Source organism: Pseudomonas viciae (genome assembly GCF_004786035.1).
Taxonomy (GTDB): Bacteria; Pseudomonadota; Gammaproteobacteria; order Pseudomonadales; family Pseudomonadaceae; genus Aquipseudomonas; species Aquipseudomonas viciae.
Genome location: NZ_CP035088.1, coordinates 714053 through 736132 on the forward strand (window position 1 = coordinate 714053; position 22080 = coordinate 736132).

The 22080-nt window shown below is 61.8% G+C and carries 16 protein-coding genes; 5 read left to right on the plus strand and 11 right to left on the minus strand.

Features of this window, described 5'->3' with window-relative positions; genetic code table 11:
• Positions 1-24 precede the first annotated feature (24 nt).
• The 6 genes from purD to prmA form a co-directional block, all read right to left on the minus strand.
• Positions 25-1320, minus strand: coding sequence for a phosphoribosylamine--glycine ligase (gene purD, locus EPZ47_RS03165; protein ID WP_135843494.1), 1296 nt, complete (start codon positions 1318-1320; stop codon positions 25-27).
• A gap of 185 nt (positions 1321-1505) precedes the next feature.
• Entirely contained in the window at positions 1506-3113 is a 1608-nt protein-coding gene (purH, locus tag EPZ47_RS03170) for a bifunctional phosphoribosylaminoimidazolecarboxamide formyltransferase/IMP cyclohydrolase (protein ID WP_135843495.1), read from the minus strand.
• A gap of 83 nt (positions 3114-3196) precedes the next feature.
• Positions 3197-3517, minus strand: a complete 321-nt coding sequence (gene fis / locus EPZ47_RS03175; protein ID WP_025211617.1) for a DNA-binding transcriptional regulator Fis — start codon at positions 3515-3517, stop codon at positions 3197-3199.
• Positions 3514-4521 carry a tRNA dihydrouridine synthase DusB gene (gene dusB / locus EPZ47_RS03180; protein WP_135843496.1) on the minus strand — a complete coding sequence of 336 codons (1008 nt, stop codon included), beginning with the start codon at positions 4519-4521 and terminating at the stop codon, positions 3514-3516. Before dusB ends, fis begins: the two co-directional genes overlap by 4 nt.
• Before the next feature lie 184 nt (positions 4522-4705).
• A complete protein-coding gene (locus EPZ47_RS03185; protein ID WP_135843497.1) occupies positions 4706-5935 on the minus strand; it encodes a DUF3426 domain-containing protein in 1230 nt (409 codons plus the stop codon).
• Positions 5936-5965: 30 nt separating this feature from the next.
• Entirely contained in the window at positions 5966-6844 is an 879-nt protein-coding gene (gene prmA / locus EPZ47_RS03190; protein ID WP_135843498.1) for a 50S ribosomal protein L11 methyltransferase, read from the minus strand.
• A gap of 191 nt (positions 6845-7035) precedes the next feature.
• On the opposite strand from prmA, the gene EPZ47_RS03195 reads away from it, so the two are divergent.
• The gene (locus EPZ47_RS03195) at positions 7036-11010 is read left to right on the plus strand and encodes a dermonecrotic toxin domain-containing protein (RefSeq protein WP_135843499.1); all 3975 of its coding nucleotides are present in this window, start codon (positions 7036-7038) and stop codon (positions 11008-11010) included.
• 77 nt (positions 11011-11087) lie between these two features.
• Here EPZ47_RS03195 and accC read toward each other — a convergent pair whose 3' ends face one another.
• The 5 genes from accC to gcbA all read right to left on the minus strand — a co-directional run bounded on the left by accC (position 11088) and on the right by gcbA (position 17371).
• Entirely contained in the window at positions 11088-12449 is a 1362-nt protein-coding gene (accC, locus tag EPZ47_RS03200; RefSeq protein ID WP_135843500.1) for an acetyl-CoA carboxylase biotin carboxylase subunit, read from the minus strand.
• 17 nt (positions 12450-12466) lie between these two features.
• Positions 12467-12931, minus strand: coding sequence for an acetyl-CoA carboxylase biotin carboxyl carrier protein (gene accB, locus EPZ47_RS03205; RefSeq protein ID WP_003197423.1), 465 nt, complete (start codon positions 12929-12931; stop codon positions 12467-12469).
• A gap of 48 nt (positions 12932-12979) precedes the next feature.
• Positions 12980-13432 carry a type II 3-dehydroquinate dehydratase gene (aroQ, locus tag EPZ47_RS03210; RefSeq protein WP_024781400.1) on the minus strand — a complete coding sequence of 151 codons (453 nt, stop codon included), beginning with the start codon at positions 13430-13432 and terminating at the stop codon, positions 12980-12982.
• Positions 13433-13701: 269 nt separating this feature from the next.
• Entirely contained in the window at positions 13702-15648 is a 1947-nt protein-coding gene (locus tag EPZ47_RS03215) for a methyl-accepting chemotaxis protein (RefSeq protein WP_135843501.1), read from the minus strand.
• Between the two features lie 52 nt (positions 15649-15700).
• Positions 15701-17371, minus strand: coding sequence for a diguanylate cyclase GcbA (gene gcbA, locus EPZ47_RS03220; RefSeq protein ID WP_135843502.1), 1671 nt, complete (start codon positions 17369-17371; stop codon positions 15701-15703).
• A 287-nt stretch (positions 17372-17658) separates the two neighbouring features.
• Between gcbA and EPZ47_RS03225 the strand changes: the two genes are divergently transcribed.
• The 4 genes from EPZ47_RS03225 to speA all read left to right on the plus strand — a co-directional run bounded on the left by EPZ47_RS03225 (position 17659) and on the right by speA (position 21955).
• Entirely contained in the window at positions 17659-18726 is a 1068-nt protein-coding gene (locus EPZ47_RS03225) for a DUF2333 family protein (RefSeq protein ID WP_135843503.1), read from the plus strand.
• A gap of 4 nt (positions 18727-18730) precedes the next feature.
• Positions 18731-19288 (plus strand): NUDIX hydrolase, encoded by a 558-nt coding sequence (locus EPZ47_RS03230; protein WP_135843504.1) that lies wholly within the window; start codon positions 18731-18733, stop codon positions 19286-19288.
• Between the two features lie 170 nt (positions 19289-19458).
• Positions 19459-19830 carry a translation initiation factor Sui1 gene (locus EPZ47_RS03235; RefSeq protein ID WP_025211628.1) on the plus strand — a complete coding sequence of 124 codons (372 nt, stop codon included), beginning with the start codon at positions 19459-19461 and terminating at the stop codon, positions 19828-19830.
• Between the two features lie 211 nt (positions 19831-20041).
• A complete protein-coding gene (gene speA, locus EPZ47_RS03240) occupies positions 20042-21955 on the plus strand; it encodes an arginine decarboxylase (RefSeq protein ID WP_135843505.1) in 1914 nt (637 codons plus the stop codon).
• Positions 21956-22080: the final 125 nt, after the last annotated feature.

Here is a 22080-nt window from a genome sequence, read left to right on the forward strand (position 1 = left end):
CCTTGCCTGGCTGAATGACCGGATTTATTCCAGATTTTCGCCACGCTCGCGGGCAATGGCGCGGTAGCCAATGTCCTTGCGGTAGAAACAGCCTTCCCAGTCGAGCTCGGCGGCAAGCTTGTAGGCTTGCTGCTGAGCAGCGTCGACACTGGCGCCCATGGCGGTGGCGCAAAGCACACGACCACCGGCGGTGACCACTTGGCCGTCCTGCAACGCAGTACCGGCGTGGAACACCTTGCCTTCCAGCTGGGCCGCTGCTTCCAGGCCACGGATTGCGCTGCCTTTGGCGTAGTCGCCCGGGTAACCGCCGGCTGCCAATACGACACCGACGCTTGGGCGCGGATCCCACTGGGCTTCGACCTTGTCCAGCGCCTGGGCCAGGGCGGCTTCGACCAGCAGCACCAGGCTCGATTGCAGACGCAACATTACCGGCTGGGTTTCAGGATCGCCGAAACGGCAGTTGAATTCGATGACTTTTGGGTTACCAGCCTTGTCGATCATCAGGCCCGCGTACAGGAAGCCGGTGTAGACGTTGCCTTCCTCGGCCATGCCACGCACGGTCGGCCAGATCACCAGGTCCATGACCCGCTGATGCACTTGGGAGGTGACCACCGGGGCCGGGGAGTAGGCACCCATGCCGCCGGTGTTCGGGCCGCTGTCGCCATCGCCGACTCGTTTGTGGTCCTGGCTGGTGGCCATCGGCAAGACGTTCTTGCCATCGACCATGACGATGAAGCTGGCTTCCTCGCCGTCGAGAAACTCTTCGATCACCACCCGGGAACCGGCGTCACCGAAGGCATTGCCGGCCAGCATGTCGCGCACGGCGTCTTCGGCTTCGGCCAGGGTCATGGCAACGATCACGCCTTTACCGGCGGCCAGGCCATCGGCCTTGATCACGATCGGTGCGCCTTTCTCGCGCAGGTAAGCCAGGGCCGGCTCGATTTCGGTGAAGTTCTGATAATCGGCGGTCGGGATCTTGTGACGCGCCAGGAAGTCCTTGGTGAACGCTTTCGAGCCTTCCAACTGCGCGGCGCCGGCGGTCGGACCGAAGCAATCCAGGCCGCGGGAGCGGAACAGGTCGACCACACCGGCGACCAACGGCACTTCCGGACCGACGATGGTCAGCGAGACGTTCTTCTCGGCGAAATCGGCCAGTTGTTCCAGGGCCAGCACGTCGATGGCGACGTTTTCGCATTTGGCTTCGATGGCGGTGCCGGCATTGCCTGGTGCTACGAAGACCTTCTGCACACGGGGATCCTGAGCCACTTTCCAAGCCAGGGCGTGTTCACGGCCACCGCTGCCAATGATCAAAACATTCATTTCAAAAACCTCGGATGACGCTGATTCTGTTGAGCACCACAGAGATGCTTTTCTGTGGGAGCGAGTTTGTGTGGGAGCAAGGCTTGCCCGCGACGCAGGCAACTCGGTTGATCAGGCGAACCGAGGTGATGCTATCGCGGGCAAGCCTTGCTCCCGCACAAATCCAGCTCCCACATTGATCGATGTTAGTGACGGAAGTGACGCATGCCAGTAAAGACCATGGCGATGCCAGCCTCGTCGGCCGCAGCAATCACTTCAGCGTCACGCATCGAGCCACCTGGCTGGATCACCGCGGTGATGCCGACCTTGGCCGCGTTGTCGATGCCGTCGCGGAACGGGAAGAATGCATCGGAGGCCATGACCGCGCCCTGTACCTGCAAGCCTGCGTGTTCGGCCTTGATCGCGGCGATGCGGGCCGAGTTCACGCGGCTCATCTGGCCGGCGCCGACGCCGATGGTCTGACGGTTCTTGGCGTAGACGATGGCGTTGGACTTGACGTACTTGGCGACTTTCCAGGCGAAGATCAGGTCGTTGATTTCCTGTTCGCTCGGGGCGCGCTTGGTCACCACTTTCAGGTCTTCGCTACCGATCATGCCGATGTCACGGCTCTGTACCAGCAGGCCGCCGTTGACACGCTTGTAGTCCCAGGCCGGTGCACGGTCGGCCGACCATTGGCCGCAAGCCAGCAGGCGCACGTTGGCCTTGGCGGCGACGATGGCGCGGGCTTCTTCGCTGACCGAAGGGGCGATGATCACTTCGACGAATTGGCGCTCGACGATAGCCTTGGCGGTCGCGGCGTCCAGTTCACGGTTGAAGGCGATGATGCCGCCGAAGGCCGATTCGGTGTCGGTGGCGTAGGCCAGTTCGTAGGCTTGACGGATGCCGCCCTCGGCGTCCGGGCTCACGGCCACGCCGCATGGGTTGGCGTGCTTGACGATCACGCAGGCGGGCTTGACGAAGCTCTTCACGCATTCCAGCGCGGCGTCGGTGTCGGCCACGTTGTTGAACGACAGTTCCTTGCCTTGCAGCTGGGTGGCGGTGGCGATGCCGACTTCGGCAGGCTTGGCTTCCACGTAGAACGCCGCGCTCTGGTGCGGGTTCTCGCCGTAGCGCATTTCCTGGGCCTTGATGAACTGGGTGTTGAAGGTGCGCGGGAATTCGCTGCGGCCTTCGGTCGACAGGGTTTCAGCGGCCTGGTTCACTGTGCCCATGTAGTTGGCGATCATGCCGTCGTAGGCGGCGGTGTGTTCGAAGGCCTTGAGCATCAGGTCGAAACGCTGGGCGTAGGTCAGGCCGCCGGCCTTGAGGTTGTCTAGCACGCTGGCGTAGTCGCTGGCGTTGACCACGATGGCCACGTCTTTGTGGTTCTTGGCTGCCGAACGGACCATGGTCGGGCCACCGATGTCGATGTTCTCGATGGCGGTCGGCAGGTCGCAGCCTGGCTTGTTGATGGTGGCTTCGAACGGGTAGAGGTTGACGGCTACCAGGTCGATCGGCTTGATGCCGTGTTCGTTCATGATGGCGTCGTCGATGCCGCGACGACCCAGGATCCCGCCGTGGATTTTCGGGTGCAGGGTCTTGACCCGACCGTCCATCATTTCTGCAAAACCGGTGTAGTCCGCGACTTCCACTGCGGCGACGCCGTTGTCCTGCAGCAGCTTGAAAGTCCCGCCGGTGGAGAGAATCTCGACGCCCAGCTGTTGCAGCTCGCGGGCGAATTCGAGGATCCCGGTCTTGTCGGAGACGCTGATCAAGGCGCGGCGGATCGGCAGGCGGGTGGTCTGGTCGGTCATTTCAATTTCCATCAAAAGCAAGGGAAGTCAGCAAAAAAGGCGACCGTTTTTTACGCGGGCGCCTTTCTGGTTTGATTGAATGCTTACAGCAGATCGTACTGCTTGAGTTTCTTGCGCAGGGTGCCGCGGTTCAGGCCCAGCAGCTCACTGGCCTTGGTCTGGTTGCCCTTGACGTAGTTCATCACGCTTTCGAGCAGAGGTGCCTCGACTTCGGAAAGCACCAGGTTGTACACATCCGTGACGGCAGCGCCCTCAAGGTGGGCGAAATAATTGTGCAGCGCCTTCTCGACACTCCCGCGAAGGGTCTGACCTTCTTCGCTGGGCGTGTTGAGGTGCTGTTTCAAATTCACGTTGTCGCTCACGGGTGTTATTCCACTCACTAAAGTCTCGGTCATCATCGTCATGCGGCCACCCCTTCGTCCCCTGTCAGGCTCTTGTAACGCTCAGCGAAGAACCCCTGAACGTCGGCGCATTGTGCTTGTGTACCATCCAAACGATTGAAACGGGCGCGAAACTCCCTGGCGCCCGGCAGGGTTGCGAGATACCAGCCCACATGCTTGCGAGCGATGCGTACACCCATGACTTCTCCGTAGAAGGCATGCAGCGCGGCCAGATGCTCTAGCAGAATACGTTCCACCTCGGACAACTGCGGCGCAGCGAGCTTTTCGCCGGTGCGCAGAAAGTGTTCGATCTCACGAAAAATCCATGGGCGCCCTTGGGCGGCCCGGCCAATCAACAGTCCGTCGGCACCGGTCGCGTCCAACACATACCGGGCTTTCTCGGGCGAATCGATGTCGCCGTTGGCAAAGACCGGGATCGACACCGCCTGCTTGATCGCGGCGATGGTGTCGTACTCGGCTTCACCGGTGTACAGGTCGGCACGGGTGCGGCCATGGACCGCCAACGCCGTGATACCTGCCTGTTCGGCAATCTTCGCCACCGTCAGGCCGTTCTTGTTCTCCCGGTCCCACCCGGTGCGGATCTTCAGGGTCACCGGCACATCGACTGCGGCGACGACGGCCCGCAGGATCTCGGTGACCAGGGTTTCATCTTTCAACAGGGCGGAGCCGGCAGCCTTGTTGCAGACCTTCTTCGCCGGGCAGCCCATGTTGATGTCGATGATCTGCGCGCCCAGTGCCACATTGGCCCGGGCCGCCTCCGCCAGCATCTGGGCGTCGCCACCGGCGATCTGTACCGAGCGGGGCTCGGGATCACCTTCGTGGATCATGCGCAGACGCGATTTGCGGGTGTTCCACAAACTCATGTCGCTGGTGACCATTTCCGAAACCACCAGACCTGCGCCCAGTCGTTTGCACAGCTGACGAAAGGGCTGGTCGGTGACGCCCGCCATAGGGGCGAGAATCAGGCCGTTCTGCAATGTATATGGGCCGATGCGTACCGCCGACATAGGACTTCCCTGAAGTGGGGCCGGATCATGAGACTTCGAAAAAGGGTTGGCATGATACCCGCTCTCGATGACTGGATAAAGGTCGAATTGGATAAAATCTGAACAGCTATTTTGTTATCGCCAGCGGTTTGGTCCGGGTGGGGTCAGTCAGAAAGCTGCCGTCAATCGGCCGACCCTGGCCGCTTCACTCGGGCGAATGGAAGCTCAAGCTGTAGTTCACCGCTTTAGGTCCTGGGTCCAGGATGTCCAGTGCGATGTGGATGGGCGTCTGCGGCGGCATTTCGCCGCGGCCTTCGAGATCGCCACCCAGGTATTCCCCGGGCTTGAAGCGGCGGCTGGCGATCAGGTGCCCGTTCAGGTCGGCGAAACGCAGCTCCAGCAGCGGAAAAGGCTGGGAGAAGGGCGCACGGTTGTAGATGATCGCGTCTACCACCAGGGCACCGCTGAACTCCGGATGGCTGCGTACCACCAGGTTGCTGCTCTTGATCTTGGCGATGTCGACCTTGGACGGAACGTCGCAGCCGATGGTCGGGCAGATTTGCAGGAACCATGGGCGGTACTGGTCCTGGCGGGCCAGTTCTTCGAAATGGTAGGCAATGTACTGGCCGGCCAGGGCTGCGCTGGCGAGCAGTATCAACAGGCCCCACAGCAAGCGTCGACCCCAGGGCGAGCGGCGTTTGCGCCAGTCCAGTTGCAGCGGGTCGTCGTCCAGGTCGTGGAGGGCCTCGGCGCGTATTCCCGGTTCATGGCGCTCGCGCGTCTTGCGCAACGGCACCGGCGGCACCGGTTCCTCGTCGTGATCGTCGGTGGCAGACAGGCGTTCGAGATGTTCGTGGGGCTCGTCGTCTGGTTCCAGGCGCAGCAGGGTGACAGGCTCGTCATCCGGCTCCAGCGGTTCCAGTGCCAGGGACAACGACGGCTCGGTGCGCGGTGGCCGGGCGGGTTCATGGGGTGCGAATGACTCGACGGGCGTCAGGGTGACGGCTTCGGCGCGCTCGGTAGTGGTTTCGCTGTACAGGCTATCGGACCACGGCTCCTGCTCGTTCGAGAGGTGGTCGCGTTGCGCGCTCAGGTTGTCTTCGCGGCGTCGGCCGAAGGTGTCCGGTGCCCGCTTGTCACGCCGTTCCAGGCGTGCCAGTTCCTTGTCCAGATCATCGAGGTCGAGCTCGGCGGCGGTCCATTGTTTCTGGCTGATCGCCCGAGGTGGCGTTTCTGCGGCAGGCGTCTTGATCGGCGGCGCCAGGGGGCTGACGGTTTCCTTGCCAGTACGTTGTTCCAGCAATTGCCGCGCGGCATTGAACACTTGCAGGCACGAGCCGCAACGAACCACTCCGCGGGCCACGGTCAATTGACCATGGTTGACGCGAAAACTGGTGTGGCAATGCGGACACTGGGTGACGAAGCTGTCAGTCATGCGGCAATCCGGTTGATACAGGCGGCCATTCTAGCGCCGACGTCCGGTAATGCGCACCCAGCCATCGCGATTGGCGATCGGGTCCAGGGCAAAGTCCGTGGCATAGGCGGCGGCGACTTCCTCGCCCTGTTCGGCGAGGATGCCCGACAATGCCAGGCGCCCACCCGGCTTGACCAGGCTGGACAATTGCGGCGCCAGGGACACCAGCGGGCCGGCCAGGATATTGGCCACCAATACGTCGGCCTGGACTTGTGGCAAGTCCTGCGGCAGGTATAGCGGGAACAGTGCTTCGGCAATGTTGTTGCGTCCGGCGTTGTCGCGGGATGCTTCCAGGGCCTGGACGTCGATGTCGGTACCGACCGCCTCTTTGGCGCCCAGCAGCAGCGCGGCTATCGCCAGAATCCCCGAGCCGCAGCCGAAATCGAGGACGTTGCAGCCCTTCAGGTCCTGGCCGTCGAGCCATTCCAGGCACAGCGCGGTGGTCGGATGCGTGCCGGTGCCGAACGCCAGGCCCGGGTCCAGCAGCAGGTTCACGGCCTCGGGCTCTGGCGCCGCGTGCCAGCTCGGTACGATCCACAGGCGCTGGCCGAAGCGCATCGGCTGGAAGTTGTCCATCCAGCTGCGTTCCCAGTCCTGGTCTTCGATCACTTCGCTGTGATGCTCGGGCAGCGGGCTGCCGGTCAGCAGCTCAAGATGGGCCAGCACGCTGGCGGCCTCGGTGCCGCCTTCGAACAGGGCCAGCAGGTGGGTGTGGGACCACAGCGGCGTGGTATTGAGCTCCGGCTCGAAGATCGGCTGGTCTTCGGCGTCCATGAAGGTCACCGATACCGCGCCTACTTCAAGAAACGCGTCTTCGTAGGTTTCGGCTTGTTCCGGGCTGATGGCCAGACGTACTTGCAGCCAAGGCATGGCGGGCACCTTTGGAAAAAATCTACAGGGGGCAGCGCAGGGCTGCAAAGGCGCGCAGTGTACGCCAGGTCGCGGTCAAAGTGGATAAGTGAGTCTGTGCCGGCGGGGTTGGTGTTTCGATATATATATGTATGGCATGGCCGTGTTGTCGGGCGGATAAGGTGCGGGTCCACACAACAGGGAGGAATGTGATGGACAACACGGCCGAGCGGCAAACAAACGTGAACGGCGCGGGGCCGGTAGCTTCCCCGCAGGTGGCAACGGTACAGGCAACTTTGGAGAAATTGTCCCGGTGGCAGGCGGCTATCGAGGCGCGACTGCAAACCCAGATGAGCTTGCTGGAGGTGCTCGAAGAGTATGTGTTGGTCGAGCTGCGCACTCACTATTACCAAGGCAACATTGACCCGCACTTCATTGGCACCCTGCTCGACACGGTGTTGCAACGCATGATCGACCACAAGCCTGTGGTCACTGACGAAGAACAGAATGCGCCCTATCGCTGGCCGGACGGTGCTGACCTGGGGTTCCCGGTCGAGCGCCGGGAGGTTATCGCCCAGGCGGTGGAGGGAACCGCCGCGGGGTTTATCCAGCACTACAAGGACTATCTACGCCGCCATTGGCAAATGACAGAGGGCGACGCTGCGCTTGAGGAGCTGATCAGGCAAAAGCTCGGCGAGCATAGGGTCGCGATCGACAGGCTGTTCCAGCCTGACCAGTTGCTCGGCATGGATGTCGACGGGTTACGGGAAAACATCGAAAAACTCCAGGATTCCTGGCGTCGGACAAATCAATTGGCCGCCTTGGCAACCGCTGGCGAGCGCCAGAATCTCAAGGCGCTAACCCGGTTGCAATTGCCTGATTGGTTGCGGGGGCTGAGCAAAGCTGAACATAAAAGGTTGAGGGCTTTTCAGGAGCAGACCTCGCAAGCTCAGGTGCTGGTGGATGAACTGCTCGATGGCCTGGGTTCGTTGCGTGCGTTCGCCCGGCACTTGGCCAAGGACTATGTCCGGCGCGAACTGGACATGGAGGTCGAGCCCGACAGCATTCGCGTGCAATTGCAGTGGCGCTCCATCATTGACCAGCCGGTGCAAGTCCACAGCCTGAGCGAGCTGCTGGCAGCGGGGCCGGTAAGGCCGGACAGCGTGTCGGTATTCCTGGTGGAAAACGGCGGCATGTTGCGTAACCAGCCACTTTCGCCAGCCTTCATTACCCAACTGCTGGCGGATGTGGATGCTCCAGCCGGGTACTTGTCGGCATTGCTCAGTCAATATGAACGCCCGGATCTGAAAGACGCCATGCTCGATTGGTTCGTGGCGCGACTGGAGCAAAGCGCGTTTATCGCTCGTTGTGCAGGTCATTTGCAGGCGCCTCACCACGAGGCTCTGAAAGCCCTGTGGGAACCTGAGGCCTCGGGACGATCGGTCACCGTTTGGCGTGTGTCCTGCCTTGCCCTTCCAAACGAGCTGAAGTGTTCCGACCTGCTGTTGTTCTACCGCGAAGACCGGTCGGGTGAGCTCAGCGAGCTGTTGCTGTACGCCCCCGGCAAGCCTGATGGCCAGGAGTGGATCGAGTTGCCCTCGCTTCGGGCCGTGAGTGCGCAAATAGGTGCATGGATTGAACGTGAAGCGGGTCGCCAATACCTGCTGCAGCAACTCTCTGTGGCCGAGCGTGATGTGGCCCGGGAGTACTTTGCCGCCGTGGCGGACAAGCCGACGGCATGGGATCTGAACAAAGATCCCAGGGCCACGACGACTGCCTTCAAGGCCTGCCTCGAAGCGTCCGTTGCCATGGGCTTGGCCAACAACCTGGCGCAGGTGGAGCAGGACGAATCGCCTCGGTGGTACGCCGCCCTGCCGCTTGACTCCCGGCGCATCATCAGCAGTTTGAGCCAGGAGTTTCGGGTTCATCAGCAGGTCTTCAACGAGCAGCTTGCGGGCTATGAAGTCTTTGTGGATTTCGCCAAGCGTACTGTCAGCCAAGCCATCGCGCCGTACATGCGCAGCACGGGTGTGCAGGAAGTGGTCGACCCCGCAACGGTGCTCATCGACTACAGCCCGGGGCTGGCGGATGGCAAGACGAAGGTCGCCAGCCTGCTGGAACTTGCCATCCATGGGTATGACGACAATTGGGGCATCGACAACCCCAGGAAGGGCGTGCGCTCATCGGTTGGGCAGGACCTGGGGCAGGTCCGCAGTGCGGAGCTGGCGACCTACATTCGACGGGCTTACGTGGGCGAGCAGTATGCGCGCCAGGTTCGCGCCCGGTTTCTCGATGCTAATGCTCCCGAATACACCAAGCGACGCACGGCCTATCGCAACCTGTTGCTGACCAGGATGGACCGCGACCTGCGTGTCGCGACGGGCAAATCCTTGGTGAACGCTCGTGAGTTCTGGTGGCTCACTCGGCAAATCACGCTCCTGAGTGAGTCGATGCCTGTGAACGGTGCAGTGAGTTCCGAGGCCGTCGCACAGCGCGAAGGCGTGTTCAGGTTTACCGTCGGCGGCCATGTCGTATTGGGTGTCTATGTCTTTGCCTACTTTGATCCCAAGGGGGTCTATTGGCTGTACACCCCCGACGCTCCGGATGGCGTCATGTTTCGCCAATACCAGGACTTCCCCGGGGCGGTCGCCGCACGCCTGCGTGATTACGTGCTGGAGCGCGTGGCAGTCGGTGCCCGTGCCGCCGCCAGGAGCTCGCTGATGGGGTTGGCGGCAACGAGCGTCGGCCTCGATGCGGTGCGCGAGTTCAATCGGGTGATGGATATCTCGGCGGAGTTCGATGCCTACATCGAACGCGCTGTCACTGACGTGGAGGACGTCACCAACAGTCGCGGCGAGGTGATCAGGCATCAGGTGATCAAGGGGCTGCTCTTTGCCTCCGCTCCCGTGTGCATGGTTTATCCGCCCTTTGCCCTGCTGCTGGATGCCGGTTTTATTGCCCTCAGTTCCAGGCAGGCGATCGAGGCGCATGTGCAGGGCGACACGGATCGGGCGCTCGGCCATTGGCTGCAAGCGACTTGGGGGGCACTGTTCGGCATGCTTGGGGCAACGAGCATGGCCCCATTGCTGGGACAGGCTGTCAGGAGCCTGAAGCTCGCCGTGAGGCCGATGTCACTGGCCGCCCAGCGCTTGAGGCATGTGCCATCGGTCGCCGCCAGGGAAGCCGGGCCGCTGATCCAACCCATCCGTTTCAATCCGAAACAAGCGGTCAGGAAACCGCCCAAGAATTTGCAGCGGGTGACCGAGGGGGCTTTCCAGGGCACCTATCTCAGCCCGTCCAGCGCAACGCAGCCGCGAAATGCCTTCTACATACGGCATAAAGGCCGGTACTACCAGGTAAGGGGGGATATCTATTTCGATGGTTTGTGCCTGGTGGATGCCCGTCGGCCCGGCGCGTTTTACAAACCGCCCGTGTACCGGATGGCGAATGGCAAATGGGCACGTAAAACCGTCGGCATGAGCGGCGGCAATGATGACGTACGCAACCTGGGGCGAGTGAGCGATCTGCGGGAGGCGTTTCCCGGGCATATCTTCCCGGATGTGGCGCGAGGCGCGTTGCAAGGCGAGGCGGTGGTGGCGAGGTTCAGCGAAGCGGCGGCGGACAATTATCTGTTCTCGTTGAACGCGCAGACCTGTGTGATCGCTTCGTTGTACAACCCGACCACCAGGGTGGGGGCAGTCATTCATTTCGATCACAATATCCGCGCGCTGATCGAGCGCAGTGTTCGTGATGTGACGCAGCGCCTGGGAGGGGCCGCCAAGGATATCCGCGCCACTCTGGTGGGGGGAGACTGGTTGACGGGGGCCGATATTGGCGGGCGGGTGAGATCGGCGATGAGGCGCAAGGGGCTGCAGCCTACCTGGGATCATTGGTCGTATTCTTCCTGCTTCGGGAATACCTACGGCGTGTCACTGGATCTGCGCAGTGGGGTCACCTCGGTATTCAAGACCTCACAGAGTCAGGTTGAGCGCTACTACATCCCAGTGCTGGCGAGGGCGAAAAAGAGTTCTGATCCGGTGTCGGTGCGTGCCCGTGGGTTCATGGCGCGCTTGCGCAGCGAACCACTGGTAGCCAATGCCAATGGTGCGGTTCACACCCCGCAAGGCAGGCCGGCGACGGCGGCGCAGATCGAAGCGCACGCGTTCCCTACCGTGGCGCTGAGTTGATTCATTCGCGTGTCTGAAAGACTGGCAAAAAAAGACCCCGGCCAATGACCGGGGTCTCTTTTACATCACTTGAAACATCAGTGCTGGTTGCCCAGCTTGTGTTCCAGGTAATGGATGTTGACGCCGCCTTTGCAGAAGCCTTCGTCACGGACCAGGTCGCGGTGCAGCGGGATGTTGGTCTTGATCCCGTCCACGACGATTTCGTCCAGCGCATTGCGCATGCGCGCCATGGCTTCTTCGCGGGTCGCCCCGTAGGTGATCAGCTTGCCGATCAACGAATCGTAGTTCGGCGGAACCGCATAGCCGCTGTACAGGTGCGAGTCGACACGTACGCCATTGCCGCCCGGGGCATGGAAATGCTTGACCGTGCCTGGGCTTGGCATGAAGGTTTTCGGGTCTTCGGCGTTGATCCGGCATTCCAGCGAGTGACCGCGGATAACCACATCGTCCTGGGTGAACGACAGCTTGTTGCCAGCGGCGATGCTGAGCATCTCCTTGACGATGTCGATACCGGTGACCATTTCCGAAACCGGGTGCTCCACCTGAACTCGGGTGTTCATTTCGATGAAGTAGAAACGACCGTTCTCGTACAGGAACTCGAAGGTACCGGCGCCGCGGTAGCCGATGTCGATGCAGGCCTTGACGCAGCGTGCCAGGACTTCTTCGCGAGCCTGCTCGTCGATGCCCGGTGCCGGCGCTTCTTCGAGGACCTTCTGGTGACGACGTTGCAGCGAGCAATCGCGGTCACCCAGATGGATGGCCTGGCCCTGGCCGTCGGACAGCACCTGGACTTCGACGTGGCGTGGGTTGGTCAGGAATTTTTCCAGGTAGACCATCGGGTTGCCGAACGCCGCGCCAGCTTCGGAGCGGGTCAGTTTCGCCGAGGAAATCAGGTCTTCTTCCTTGTGCACCACACGCATGCCGCGACCACCGCCGCCGCCAGCGGCCTTGATGATCACCGGATAACCGACTTCGCGACCGATGCGCAGGGCGGTTTCTTCGTCTTCAGGCAGCGGGCCGTCGGAACCCGGAACGGTAGGCACACCGGCAGCGATCATGGCGTGCTTGGCCGACACCTTGTCGCCCATCAGGCGGATGGTGTCGGCTTTCGGGCCAATGAAGGCAAAACCGGAGTTTTCGACCTGTTCGGCGAAGTCGGCGTTTTCCGCCAGGAAACCGTAGCCCGGGTGAATGGCGGTGGCGCCGGTCACTTCGGCAGCGGCGATGATCGCCGGGATGTGCAGGTAGGAGTGCGCAGCCGACGCCGGACCGATGCAGACGGATTCGTCGGCCAGGCCCAGGTGCATCAGTTCCTTGTCAGCCTTGGAGTAAACGGCGACGGTCTTGATGCCCATCTCTTTGCAGGCACGCAGGATCCGCAGGGCAATTTCACCGCGGTTGGCGATCAGTACTTTTTCCAACTTCGCAGGTTTCAACATCGAAAGCTCTCCGCGGTTCAAACGATGGTGAACAGCGGTTGGTCGTACTCAACCGGCTGGCCGTCTTCAACGAGGATGGATTCGATCACACCGCTGGTTTCAGCTTCGATGTGGTTCATCATCTTCATGGCTTCGACGATGCACAGGGTGTCGCCTTTCTTCACGGTCTGGCCGACTTCAACGAAGGACGGCGAGGACGGCGAGGACTTGCGATAGAACGTGCCCACCATTGGCGAGCGAGCCACGGTGCCGTTGAGCGCTGGTGCTGCCGGAGCTGCCGGAGCGGCGGCGGCAACGGGCGCTGCTGCCGGAGCAGGGGCGGCGGCCGGTGCGTGCATCGGTGCCGGTGCATAGAACTGCTGGGCCGGGGTCTTGCTGTGGCGGCTGATGCGTACGGACTCTTCGCCTTCCTTGATCTCGAGCTCGTCGATGCCGGACTCTTCCAGCAATTCGATTAGTTTCTTAACTTTACGGATATCCATGAATCATCAACTCCCAAGGGTCGGTCAGGGGCGTTTAACGCTTGTTGTTCAAGCTGTTGCCTGTTTTTCAAGCTGCTCTAGAGCGGCCTCCAGGGCCAGTCGGTAACCGCTGGCGCCAAGGCCGCAGATCACTCCCACCGCTACATCGGAGAAGTAAGAGTGATGGCGGAAAGGTTCGCGTTTGTGCACGTTGGACAAATGCACTTCGATGAATGGGATGCTCACCGCCAGCAGCGCGTCACGTAATGCGACACTTGTGTGCGTAAAAGCTGCGGGATTGATCAAAATGAAGTCCACGCCTTCGCCGCGCGCGGCATGGATGCGGTCGATCAATTCATATTCGGCGTTGCTTTGCAGGTAGAGCAAATGATGGCCGGCGGCGCGGGCTCGCTGCTCCAGGTCCTGGTTGATCTGGGCCAGTGTCACGGCCCCGTAGACGCCCGGTTCGCGGGTGCCCAGCAGGTTCAGGTTGGGTCCGTGCAGGACCAATAGGGTCGCCATCTGCTGTTCCTTGTTATCTGTGAGCAGGTGTCAGAACCCGGCGACTATGCCGCAAAGTCTTTGTGACTGTCCAGTTCTCTGCAATAGCCAGCACGATGACCGATGTTTGCGCGAAATTTGTGACCGAGGTCTCTGATCCGGTCATACGGTTTGAAATCGAACCCTGTGGGAGCGGGCTTGCTCGCGAAGGCGGCGGTACATCCAACACCGATGCAAACTGACCCACCGCTTTCGCGAGCAAGCCCGCTCCCACCATGGATCTGTGGTGCTTAAACCCTGAACGCCTGCACCGCCGTGTGCAGCCGCCCACCCAGCACCAGCAGGTTGTCGCCCTGTTCCCGGCCTTGGCCGATGCGTAGCAGGTTATCCCCACCCAGTTGGTGAATCCGCTCGCTGTGATCACGGATTTCGCTGACGGCACCGCTTTGTTGGGCGGTGACATCGGCGATGCGAACTGCGGTGTCGGAAATGGTCTGGATGGCCCCGACGATTTTATCCAGCGCACCGTCGGCAGCTTGTGCCTGGCTGGCGGTGGCTTCGGCGTGTTCGACCTGGGCGCGCATGCCATCCACCGATTGGCGTGCGGCCAGTTGCAGGCGGGCGATCAGCGTTTGGATTTCGGCCGTGGCCCCGGCGGTGCGTTGGGCCAGGGAGCGGACTTCCTCGGCCACCACGGCAAAGCCGCGGCCCATTTCTCCGGCGCGAGCGGCTTCGATAGCGGCGTTGAGGGCCAGCAGGTTGGTTTGGTCGGCAATCGAACGAATCACGGTCAGCACGCCGCCGATGGTGGCGGATTCCTCCGCCAGTTGTTCGATCATCTGCGCGTTGCCTTGCACTTCCCCCACCAGCGCGTGCAGACCGGTGAGGCTCAGGCCAATGACCTTCTGGCCTTGCTCCACGGCATGTCCGGCGCTGCGGCTGGCGTCGGCGGCCTGGCTGGCATCGCCGGCGACTTGCTGGATGGTCGCTTCCAGTTCGCTGAGGGAGTCGCGGATCAACGCCGTGTCGCCGGCCTGGTGCTCGGCACCGCTGTGCAGCTCGCCGCTTAACTCGGCCAGGGTTCGGCTGCTGCCGGCGACCTGCTCGGCGTTGACGCGAATGGTGCCCACCAGGTCCACCAGATAAGCCCGCAGCCGATTGAGCGACGCTTCGATGTCCTGCAACTCGCGATTGCTGGCGCCCACATGGATGTCGCGGCTGAAATCCCCTTCGGCCCAGGTCGACAGGGCCGGTGCCAGTTGCGTCAAGGTCCGGGCCAGGCGCCGCTGCAAGGTGTCGATCAGCAGCGCGATCAGCAGGATCAGGCCGATCATCACGCCCTGGATCACGCGAACCTCTCCTTGAATCTGCCCATGTTGAGCACGAACCGCAGGCTCCATGGCATCGATTGCCTGTTGTACATCGGCGATTTTCAAGTGGGTGGCGCTGCTCAGTTCACTGCGCTTCTGGATCAGCTCGCGGGTGCGTCCCAGTTCGGCGGGGTAGCGGCTGAGCAGGCTATTGAGTTCGCGCTTGAGGGCGATGCCGGCATCTTCGGCAGCGGCTTTTTCCTGGGCCTCCAGGCCCATCAGCGCGGCGAAATCATCACTGCCGGATTCGCTGCTGGCTGTCACGCCCAGTAGCGGCAGACTATCGAGGCGTTCGGCCTGCGCGCGGATGCTCGCCAGCTCCCGTTCGACGTCGGCGGCCAGTTCGCTGCGACCGCTGCTGACCAGTTTGTCCCGGGCCAGGGACAACCGGCCCAGGTGTTGTGATGCGGCGAACAGCGGGGGCAAGTAAGCGGGGGCAGCATTGGCATATTGGGCGAGCTGGTCGAGACTGGCGCTCAGTTCACGTTCAGCCTGAAGCAGCAAGGCCTGCGGATCGCCCGCCAGTTTGCCGGCGGCCAGCAGATCGGTCTTGCTGAAGCCGTCAAGGTTCGACAGGCTCGGGCGCAGGGTCTTGGCCAGTTCCGGCGGGAATTGATCCAGGTCTTTTTGCAGGGTCTCCAAAGCCTGGGTGGCAGCGCTCAGGCGCAAGGCGTCGCCGCTGTCCAGGTACGCCCCGATATTGCGCGCCACCTCGCCCTGGAACTGCCGCGACAGGCCCAGGTAACGTTCCATCAGAAGATAGGGGCGCTCCAGGGCGATTTGCGACCACCACAGCGTGGCGCCCAAGCCAAGGCACACGGCGACTAAAAGGAGGGTGTTGAGATTGGTCAGCAGCTTCAGGCGCATCAAAGGTCTACCAGGGGCAGAATCGTAAGTGCCTGAAGTTATTGCGTTTGCGTTACAGGTTTATGACCGAGTCAGTGGATTCTGATGAAAAGGTGGCACTTTGCTTTGATTGCCGGGCGCTCTGCACGCGGTTGCGTCCTGCGTGCTTGGCGCGGTACAGCGCTTCGTCCGCCTGGCTGGCCATCATCAGGCTGTCGGAGTCGTCGCTCATCTCCACCACGCCGGCGCTGAAGGTGCACCACAAGTCTTGGGGCTGAGCCGGATAATGGATTTCGGCAAAGCGTTGGCGGATTTCATCGAGCACCTTGCAGGCGGCATCGATATCGGTATCGGGCATGACGATGGCGAACTCTTCACCGCCGTAGCGGCCGATGAAGTCGGTCTTGCGCAGACGCTGCTTGAGAAACAGCGCCAGACTCTTGATCACCCGGTCGCCCATGGGGTGGCCGTGGCTGTCATTGACCCGTTTGAAATGGTCGATGTCCAGCATCGCAAAGCTCAGGGGCTTGCCTTCGCGACGAGCCCGGAAGCTGCAATCTTCGAGCAATTGCAGGATATGAGTGTGGTTGTACAGCCCGGTGAGGCTGTCGCGTACCATCCGTGCCTTGAGATTACGGGCCCGCGCCGCACGGTTGCGCACGGTGGTGATCAGGTGTCGGGGCTTGATCGGTTTGGTCAGGAAGTCATCGCCGCCTTCGCTCATGGCGTCGAGCTGTTTGTCCAGGTCGTCTTCGGCGGACAGGTAAATGATCGGCACACTGACGTAACGGTCGTTGTGGCGAATGACCTTCGCCAGTTCCGTGCCGGTGCAGGCGGGCATGTACATGTCGAGGATGATCAGGTCGGGCTGGAAGTCCGCCAGCTCGGCCATGGCCTGGATCGGCTCGATCAACGTGCGGGTGACGATGCCGGCGCTGTTGAGCAGGCGTTCGGTGTGCAGGGCCTGGGCGCGGGAGTCGTCGATGATCAGCACTTTGTAGGGTTCGTACTGGGCGACGCAGGTCAGCACTTCGATTTTTTCCAGCAGGCTTGAGGCTTCGAGGGTGCCGGTGAGAAATTCCTGGCCGCCAGCGCGCACGGCCGCCAGGCGTGTCGGGGTGTCGGTTTCCAGCAGGCTGAAGAACAGCAACGGCAGCGGCTGCTCCAGGCCTTCCTGGGCTTCGGCGGCCAGTTTCAGGCCGATGCCTGGGCCGCTGAAGTCCACGTCCATGACAATGGCCGCGGGCAGGCGCTCGACCATCGAGGTGCGAAACGCTGCGACGCTGTCCAGGGCCAGGGCGCTGAGGCCAAAGAATTCCAGCTGCTTGGCCAGCCGTTCAGCGCGGTCATGGTCCTGCAGCATTACGTAGATGGGTTTGCGCAGCGGCGGCAGAAAGGTTTGTTCGAGCTGGTCGCCGTGGCGCAGGCCGGTGCGGGACAGGCGCTGCATCAAGCGGTTGATTTCGGTGATCAGGTGGCTGCTCAGGCGCCCGCGATTGGCGTCCACTGCTTGCAGTGACTGGCTGATGCCTTCGGCAAGCTGGGAGTGTTCCGGCTGTTCGAAACGCTCGGCAAAACGCAGCAGGCGCAGATTGGCTTCGCTGAGTTCCGACAGGTCGGTGCTGGACCATTCACTGCGTTGCAGGCGCTGCCAGATCTCCAGGATCTGACGAGCCTGATGAATTACCCGCTGGGCAAAGTGGTGCTTGAGGCGCTCACGGCTGGGGTCTTCTGGCTCGGTCATATCCTGACTACTAGTTAGGGTGCATGCTGAGATCGACTGGTGGCTCTATGCTAGCACCTCTTTCTCCCCGTCATGAGTGTCATACGTCAATATTATGTCTAGGGGCGAAATTCAGTTTATGACCCATCAGTCTCATAGGCCGATGACGGCGCTTCCTTTATAGTGGCAGATCGATTGCCCTGTCGTGGCCGGCATGATTTGCGCCGCATTATCGCGTTTCAAATCAGGCACGATGGCGTAGGGTTGTGGTCGAACCGTGAACTCAAGTGATTTGAAGGGACATCGCCATGCTGGACTGGAAAAACCGCGCGGGCAGCGCGCCTGAACGTGCCGCCGAACCGAAATCGGCTACCCGCGGCTACCTGGGTGGGCTGTTTTTCAGCCGGGCACTGGCCACGCTGATCGGCCTGTACCTGCTGGTGACCATTGCCGTCGGCTGGTACTGGAGCCAGGAACCCGCCCTGTTCCCGGTGCAGCAAAATGCCCAGGCGGCGGCCGAGAAGGACGGCCGGCAAATGGTGGTGGGCTACACCACCGTCGAAACCCTCAAGACCGTGGCCGGGACTCTGCTGAACAAGCCCGGCGGCTACATTTCCAACGACCGCTTCCCGCCAGGCCTGTGGATGGACAACATGCCGAGCTGGGAATACGGCGTGCTGGTGCAGGTTCGCGACCTGAGCCGCGCCTTGCGCAAGGACTTCGCCCGTTCCCAGTCCCAGTCCGCCGAAGACGCCGACCTGGCCAAGGCCGAGCCGCGTTTCAACTTCGATAACCGCAGCTGGGTGTTGCCCTCCAGCGAGTCGGAATACCAGGAGGGTATCAATTCCCTGAGCCGCTATCAGGCCCGGCTGTCCGACCCGACCCAGAAAAATGCCTTGTTCTACGCCCGCGCCGACAACCTGAACAACTGGCTGGGTGATGTCGGCACTCGCCTGGGATCGCTGTCCCAACGCCTGTCGGCCAGTGTCGGCCGGGTCAAGCTCAATACCTCGCTGAAAACCGAAGTCCCGATTCCGGGCCAAGTGCCGCAGGTAGATGAAGAGGTGGTCGAAACCCCGTGGCTGCAAATCGATAACGTGTTCTATGAGGCCCGCGGCCAGGCCTGGGCGCTGTCGCACTTGCTGCGCGCCATCGAAGTGGATTTCGCCGATGTGCTGGCGAAAAAGAATGCAACGGTCAGCGTGCGGCAGATCATTCGTGAGCTGGAAGCCTCCCAGGAGCCGGTCTGGAGCCCGATGATTCTCAACGGCAGCGGCTTCGGTGTATTGGCGAACCACTCGCTGGTGATGGCCAACTACATCTCCCGCGCCAACGCGGCGGTGATCGACTTGCGGCAATTGCTGAACCAGGGCTGATTCCATGGACGAAAGCAGCCGGGAGGTCGCTCATCGGGCGGCCTCGGATGCCGAGCTGATCGCTTGGGTCGACGAACACGACAACCCGCTCGGCAGCCTGGTGCGTTCCGATCTGCGTGAGCGCGGCCTGATCGGCCGCGGCACCTACATCCTGCTGTTCAACTCGGCCGGTGAGCTGTGCGTTCACCGGCGGACTTTGAGCAAGGCGATCTACCCGGGTTTCTGGGACGTGGCGGCAGGAGGCATGGTCCAGGCGCACGAGACTTACGCCGAGTCGGCCGCCCGTGAGCTGGCGGAGGAGCTGGGCGTGAGCGGCGTGGAGCTGACGGCCCATGACCATTTCTATTTCGAAGACACCGGCAGCCGCCTGTGGTGCTCGGCGTTCTCGGCCGTGTGGGACGGTCCGCTGATCCTGCAACCTGAGGAAGTTCTCGAGGCGCGTTTCCTGGCCGTCGACCAAGTGCTCGATGAAATCCAGCGCAAGCCTTACTGCCCGGACTCGCTGGCGGCGCTGGAACGTTATTTGCGCGTCCATGGCGATGGCGTCGCAAAGAAGCTATAAATTGGCGCCGATTGGCCCTTAGCAAGTCGGCTTTTTGCCGTTACACTGCGCGACTTTTCAAGCTGAATCGCCTCTGCGGTCCAGTAGCGCTGCCCCTGCCTGAGTGGGGCTTCGCGGCCGAGGTACGTTCTCCCCCTCGACCAGTCTTTGTCCTCCCAAGAGGATTGCCGGTGGCCAAAAAAGCCGCATCCTTCGCCGCCCTGGGCGGCCTGGTATTTTCTACCGACGCCGGTCGTCACTGCCCTGATTGCCGTCAACCGGTGGATGCCTGCATCTGCAAACAGACCGCCATCCCTGAAGGTGATGGCATCGCTCGCGTGCGCCGTGAAAGCAAAGGCCGCGGCGGCAAGACGGTGACCACGATCACCGGCGTGCCGTTGGCCGAAGACGCGCTCAAGGAACTGGCCACCACGTTGAAGAAACGCTGTGGCACCGGTGGCGCGTTGAAAGACGGCATCATCGAGATCCAGGGCGATCACGTCGAGCTGTTGCTGGCGGAACTGACCAAGCACGGTTTCAAGGCGAAAAAATCCGGCGGCTAGCAGCCTCTGTGAAAACCACCCTCGGCTTGATCCGAACCCAACGTTCGGCGTCGCCTACATGGTTTTCACAGAGCCTGTTCTGAACGGGCTTCTAAACTCAGCGCTGCGAGCAGGGTCTACCTTGCTGACAGACAATTCGTCATTTTCACTCTTTAGACTGCGCCAGCCTCCGACCGGATGGTGCATTTTGACTTCTTTATAGGGGACTTCGATGTCCGTACGACGCACACGCAAAGACGATGGCAGCCAATGGACAGTTGCGGACAGCCGCAGTGTTTACGGGATTCGCCATTGGGGGGCCGGGTATTTCGCGATCAATGACGCCGGTCGCGTCGAAGTCCGTCCCAACGGCCCCGACAGCTCGCCCATCGACCTGTTCGAGCAAGTCGACCAGCTGCGCCAGAGCGGCCTGTCGCTGCCCTTGCTGGTGCGCTTTCCCGACATCCTGCAGGACCGTGTGCGCCAGCTCACCGGCGCGTTTGACAGCAACATCGCGCGCCTGGAATACCAGAGCCAGTACACCGCGCTCTATCCGATCAAGGTCAACCAGCAGGAAGCGGTGATCGAAAACATCATCGCCACCCAGAACGTCTCCATCGGCCTGGAAGCCGGCTCCAAGCCGGAGTTGCTGGCGGTGCTGGCCCTGGCACCGAAGGGTGGCACCATCGTCTGCAACGGCTACAAGGACCGTGAGTTCATCCGCCTGGCGCTGATGGGCCAGAAGCTGGGTCACAACGTCTTCATCGTCATCGAGAAAGAGTCCGAAGTCGGCCTGGTGATCGAAGAGGCCGCCGTGCTCAAGGTCAAGCCACAGGTTGGCCTGCGGGTGCGCCTGTCGTCCCTGGCGTCGAGCAAGTGGGCCGACACCGGTGGCGAGAAGTCCAAGTTCGGCTTGTCTGCCGCACAACTGCTGTCGGTGGTAGAGCGCTTCCGCGCCGCCGGCCTGGACCAGGGTATCCGCCTGCTGCACTTCCACATGGGTTCGCAGATCGCCAACCTGGCGGACTACCAGCACGGTTTCAAGGAAGCGATCCGTTACTACGGTGAGCTGCGCAACCTCGGCCTGCCGGTGGATCACATCGATGTCGGCGGTGGCCTGGGCGTGGACTACGACGGTACCCACTCGCGCAATGCCAGCTCGATCAACTACGACATGGACGATTACGCCGGTGTCGTGGTCGGCATGCTCAAGGAGTTCTGCGATGCCCAGAGTTTGCCGCATCCGCACATCTTCTCCGAAAGCGGCCGCTCGCTGACCGCCCACCACGCCATGCTGGTGGTGCAGGTGACCGACGTCGAGAAACACAACGATGACGTGCCGGTGATCGAAAACAAGGAAAGCCTGCCGGAAACCGTGCAGTGGCTGGTTGACCTGCTGGGCCCGACCGACATCGAGATGGTCACCGAGACCTACTGGCGCGCCACCCACTACATGAGCGACGTGGCCACCCAGTACGCCGACGGCAAGCTGACCCTGGCTGAAAAAGCCCTGGCCGAGCAATGCTACTTCGCCGTGTGCCGTCGCCTGCACAACTCGTTGAAAGCTCGCCAGCGTTCCCATCGCCAGGTGCTGGATGAACTCAACGACAAGCTCGCCGACAAGTACATCTGCAACTTCTCGGTGTTCCAGAGCCTGCCGGACACCTGGGCCATCGGCCAGGTGCTGCCGATCCTGCCGTTGCATCGTCTTGACGAAGAGCCGCTGCGCCGCGCCGTGCTGCAAGACCTGACCTGTGACTCCGACGGCAAGATCAAGCAGTACGTCGACGAGCAGAGCATCGAGACCAGCCTGCCGGTCCACTCCCTCAATCCGGGTGAGGACTACCTGCTGGGGATCTTCCTGGTGGGCGCCTATCAGGAAATTCTTGGCGACATGCACAACCTGTTCGGTGACACCGATTCGGTGAACATCTACCAGAACGCCGATGGCAGCGTTTACCACGCCGGTATCGAAACCCACGACACCATCGAAGACATGCTGCGTTATGTGCACCTGTCGCCGGAGGAGTTGATGACGCACTACCGCGACAAGTGCGCCAGTGCCCGCATCAGCGCCGCCGAACGCACCCAGTTCCTGGATGCGTTGCGCCTGGGGCTGACGCGTTCGTCCTACCTGTCTTCCTGATGGGCCGTTAACGCCCTCCGGGGCTGTCAGAAAATACACCGTATTTTGCGGGTTTTTTCGGACAATCCCGGAGGGCGTTTTTATTTGTGCCGGCTGTTCATTCCGCAACTCGGTTCATCTAACCG

Bases quoted from the DNA above. Each gene is read 5' to 3' on its own strand.
- EPZ47_RS03215 (WP_135843501.1), bottom strand. From the start codon at position 15,648: ATGCGCCTGAAGCTGCTGACCAATCTCAACACCCTCCTTTTAGTCGCC.
- dusB (WP_135843496.1), bottom strand. From the start codon at position 4,521: ATGTCGGCGGTACGCATCGGCCCATATACATTGCAGAACGGCCTGATT.
- aroQ (WP_024781400.1), bottom strand. From the start codon at position 13,432: ATGGCGACCCTATTGGTCCTGCACGGACCCAACCTGAACCTGCTGGGC.
- prmA (WP_135843498.1), bottom strand. From the start codon at position 6,844: ATGCCTTGGCTGCAAGTACGTCTGGCCATCAGCCCGGAACAAGCCGAA.
- accB (WP_003197423.1), bottom strand. From the start codon at position 12,931: ATGGATATCCGTAAAGTTAAGAAACTAATCGAATTGCTGGAAGAGTCC.
- EPZ47_RS03195 (WP_135843499.1), top strand. From the start codon at position 7,036: ATGGACAACACGGCCGAGCGGCAAACAAACGTGAACGGCGCGGGGCCG.
- accC (WP_135843500.1), bottom strand. From the start codon at position 12,449: ATGTTGAAACCTGCGAAGTTGGAAAAAGTACTGATCGCCAACCGCGGT.
- EPZ47_RS03225 (WP_135843503.1), top strand. From the start codon at position 17,659: ATGCTGGACTGGAAAAACCGCGCGGGCAGCGCGCCTGAACGTGCCGCC.
- speA (WP_135843505.1), top strand. From the start codon at position 20,042: ATGTCCGTACGACGCACACGCAAAGACGATGGCAGCCAATGGACAGTT.
- purH (WP_135843495.1), bottom strand. From the start codon at position 3,113: ATGACCGACCAGACCACCCGCCTGCCGATCCGCCGCGCCTTGATCAGC.
- gcbA (WP_135843502.1), bottom strand. From the start codon at position 17,371: ATGACCGAGCCAGAAGACCCCAGCCGTGAGCGCCTCAAGCACCACTTT.
- EPZ47_RS03230 (WP_135843504.1), top strand. From the start codon at position 18,731: ATGGACGAAAGCAGCCGGGAGGTCGCTCATCGGGCGGCCTCGGATGCC.
- fis (WP_025211617.1), bottom strand. From the start codon at position 3,517: ATGACGATGATGACCGAGACTTTAGTGAGTGGAATAACACCCGTGAGC.
- EPZ47_RS03185 (WP_135843497.1), bottom strand. From the start codon at position 5,935: ATGACTGACAGCTTCGTCACCCAGTGTCCGCATTGCCACACCAGTTTT.
- purD (WP_135843494.1), bottom strand. From the start codon at position 1,320: ATGAATGTTTTGATCATTGGCAGCGGTGGCCGTGAACACGCCCTGGCT.